The sequence below is a fragment of the Nocardia sp. NPDC004722 genome (assembly GCF_053601505.1).
Map to the genome: position 1 here is coordinate 1 of NZ_JBSGBY010000734.1, position 3,715 is coordinate 3,715.

Annotated in this window: 4 protein-coding genes; 2 read left to right on the top strand and 2 right to left on the bottom strand. The window is 68.7% G+C overall.

Annotated elements, in window-relative coordinates:
• A partial coding sequence (locus tag ACWELQ_RS40800; RefSeq protein ID WP_452402344.1) for a serine/threonine-protein kinase occupies positions 1-464 on the bottom strand: 464 nt, incomplete at its 3' end.
• Between the two features lie 77 nt (positions 465-541).
• Positions 542-2,359, bottom strand: coding sequence for a protein kinase domain-containing protein (locus ACWELQ_RS40805; protein ID WP_452402345.1), 1,818 nt, complete (start codon positions 2,357-2,359; stop codon positions 542-544).
• Positions 2,360-2,579: 220 nt separating this feature from the next.
• Here ACWELQ_RS40805 and ACWELQ_RS40810 point away from each other — a divergent pair, with 220 nt between their 5' ends.
• Positions 2,580-3,281 (top strand): response regulator, encoded by a 702-nt coding sequence (locus tag ACWELQ_RS40810; protein ID WP_452402346.1) that lies wholly within the window; start codon positions 2,580-2,582, stop codon positions 3,279-3,281.
• Positions 3,282-3,338: 57 nt separating this feature from the next.
• The coding region (locus ACWELQ_RS40815) for a hypothetical protein (protein ID WP_452402347.1) at positions 3,339-3,715 on the top strand (377 nt) is incomplete at its 3' end.

Sequence of the window (3,715 nt, forward strand, 5' to 3'; positions counted from 1 at the left end):
CCGAAGTCCGCCAGGAAGACCCGCTCCTCGCCGTCCGCGTACTCCAGCAGGATGTTGGCGGGCTTCACATCCCGGTGCAGCACGCCGCGGCGATGCGCGAAATCCAGCGCCTTCGCGGTCTCGGCGATGATCCGGATGGCTTGGCGCGGCGGCAGTTTCGCCGCCTCCAACTGCGCGGCGTCCGGACCGTCGATGTAGCGCATGGCGATCCAAGGCTGATCGCCGTCGATGCCGCGGTCGTAGACCGGAACGATGTTCGGATGCTCGAGCTGCGCGACCAGGTCGGCCTCGCGCTCGAAGCGCCGCCGCACCTCGATATCGCCGAACGCGTCCCGGCTGAGAAGTTTCAGCGCGATCAGCCTGGGTAGTCGAGGGTGGCGGGCCAGATACACCGATCCCATACCGCCGCGGCCGAGTTCGCGTTCGATCTCGTAACCGGCGAACCTTTCTCCGCTGCGCAGCACAGATGCCCTTTCGACCGACTCCTTCGGTTCGCGACCCTACGTGCCCGGCGCGGGGCTGTCATATGCCCAGGTCAACCTCAGCTGAGCGGCGCGTTCTTCCACCACTTGAGGACGTCGTCCATGCCGTCGGAGAGGCCGTCGGTGTACATGAGGTACTGGGCGTGGTCACCGGTGAAGGCGGTGACCAGGCGCGGGTGGTCGTCGTCGGTGAACTGGTAGTTGACGTAGGACTTGCCGCCGTTCGTACCCTGCGACTTGCTGCCGGACAGACCGCTCACCACGGTCTGGGCGGCGTCGGCCGAGGCGTAACCGAAGATCCGGTAGAAGGGGTCGGCGTTGTTGCTGCCGCCGTAGCAGCGCCACTGCACGGCGTACTGGCCGAAGTCCGGGGTGCCGTCGGTGGCATCGGAGGCCACCGGGGAGTCGGCCACCCAGCAGGTCGCGCCGTTGAAGCCCTTGCCGCCGGTCTTGGTGGCGGGCAACAACTTCGGGAAGGCCTGGGCCGCCGTCGACCAGTCGACCTGCTTGTCCGCGGCGGGAGCCACCGCCGCCGACGTCTGATCCGCGCCCTTGCTGGTGCTGGACTTGCTGCTGCCCGCGGCCGCCACCACCGCGACCACCACGATGATCAGCACCACCACCGCCGCGATGATGCCGATGATCAGGCCGGTATTGGACTTCTGCGGCGCGACGCGATGCCCACCCGTCGGCGCGACCGGCGGGCGCTGCGGCTGCCCCGGCGCCTGATAGGCGTAGGACGGCGGCTGCGTGTACTGGTTGGTCCCCCGCGCGGTGTAATTGCCGGTCACCGGCTTCGGCGGGGCCGGATTGAACTGTGCCGGAGGCGGATTCACCGGCGCGGGCGCCTGGGTGACATGCGGCGGCGTCGGATTGATCTGCGTCGGAGCGGGATACGGCTGGGCCGGGCCGGTCTGCGGACGCGGCATCGCGCCACCGGTGTACATGGGCATGCCGGTCGGCATCTGGCCACCGGTCAGCGGCTGCGGCAGCACCGGCATCGGCGGGGCGGTCCGGCCGACCAGCGGCATGGCGGGCGCGCTCGGCTGCGCGAGCGCGCGCCGGGCCGCGGCCGCGAATTCGACGCAGCTGGGGAAGCGGTCCTCCGGACGCTTCGCCATCGCCTTGGCGATCACCATGTCCAGGCTCGGCGGCAGACCCGGGCGCGCGCTGCTCACCGGCGGCGGCGGGCTCTGCAGGTGGCCCTGGATGACGGCGGCCGGATTGGTGGTCGAGAACGGGCCGTGCCCGGTGAACAGCCAGAACAGGGTGCAGGCCAGCGAATACTGGTCGGAACGGCCGTCCAGGGCGGAACCGGTCAGCTGCTCCGGCGAGGCATAGGCCAGGGTCGCGGTGAACGTGCCGGTCTGGGTGAGATGACCGCTGTCGTCACGCAGCCGCGCGATCCCGAAGTCGGTCAGGTACACCCGCTCGCCCTTACCCCCGGTGGAGCGGGCCAGCAAGATGTTGGCGGGCTTCACATCCCGGTGCAGCACACCGTTGCGATGCGCGTAGTCCAGGGCGTCGGCGGTCTCGGCCACGATCTGCACCGCCCGCTCCGCTGGCAGCGTCTGCGGCGTCACGCTCGCGGCGTCGACGCCGTCGATGTACTGCATGGAGATCCACAGCTGGCCGTCCTCGAGCCCGCGGTCGTAGACGGTGACAATATTGTGGTGGTCCAGCTGCGAGACCAGGTCGGCCTCACGCTCGAACCGGGCCCGGACCTCCTTGTCGAAGACCATCTCCCGATTCAGCAGCTTGAGCGCCGTCAGCCGCGGCAAGCGCGGATGCTTGGCCAGATACACCGAACCCATGCCACCCCGGCCGAGCTGCCGTTCGATGACATACTCGGCAAAAACGTCACCTTCGGACAGCATGACGATCTCCCACTCTCCACTCCGCGTGCCGGGACCCACCAGCGCGCGAGGTACTACAGACGGTCGGTGTGATCGTTCGAGGGCCGACCCGAAAACACCGAAACTGTAGCCGATTCGCGGCCTACCGAACTATCTACGCGTAGGCCGCTAACGCAACACTCAACGTTTGCTTGTCGTCGCAGGTGCCCCCGGCGGCCCTCGCGGATGGCAAGATCGGACCGTGACTCCTTCGGTCATACGTGTCCTGATCGCCGATGACCAGGAAATGGTCCGGAGCGGTTTTCGTCTGATCCTCGAGGCGCAGCCCGACATTCGGGTGGTCGCCGAGGTCGGCGACGGGCTGGCGTGCATCGCGGCGGCGCAACGACTGCGACCCGACGTATGCCTGGTGGACGTGCGGATGCCCGGCCTGGACGGGCTGGGTGTGACACGGCTGCTCGCCGGTCCGGAGGTGCCGGACCCGCTGCGGGTGGTCGTGGTGACCACCTTCGATCAGGACGACTACGTCTACGGGGCTCTGCACGGCGGCGCCTGCGGGTTCCTGTTGAAGGACGCGGGCCCGGAACTGCTGGTCGCCGCGGTGCGGGCGGCCCATCGCGGCGATGCCCTGGTGTCGCCGTCGATCACGGTGCGATTGCTGGAAAAGCTCGGCCGGTTACCGGAACCCGCCGCGCCGCACACCACCACGCCGGATGCCCATCAGCTGTCCGACCGAGAGCTGGATGTGGCCAGGCTGGTCGCACGCGGACTCACCAATCAGGAGATCTGCGAACGGCTTTCGGTGGCGCTGGGCACGGTGAAGGCCCATCTCGGCAATATTCAGACCAAGCTCGATGTCCGCAATCGGGTGGAGATCGCGGCGTGGGCGTGGGAAACCGGCCAGGTCGGCCGATCGGCCGATCAGCCGGGCGTCGATAAATAGGCTTTTCGGCCGAGGCGAGCGCCCCGGCACATTACATAACCTTCTTCTCGTCCTGCTGTGGTGAAGGAATTGTCGGAGCAGTTCGAGTACGAGAAGGGCGAAGAGATGAACTTCAAGAAGGCCATTATTTCGACCGCACTGGTCGCGTCGATTCCACTCTCGGCGGCGGCGATCACCGCCGCGCCCGCTTCGGCCGCGCCGGTGACCGCGATCGCGCGACAGGATGCCCCGGACCCGGTCCAGAACGTCGCGGCCGACGTGGACGCGCCGGGCGCCGCCCTCGGCGCCGGCGCCGGTGGACTCGACGGCGCGGCGGTCGGTGGCGGGATCGGCGGCGGCGTGGGCGCCGTCGGCACGTCCATCGCCGCCGGCGTGGGAATGGGCCTGGTCGGTGCGGCCGTCGGCATGGCGGCCGGGTGTGTGATCGGGTTGCC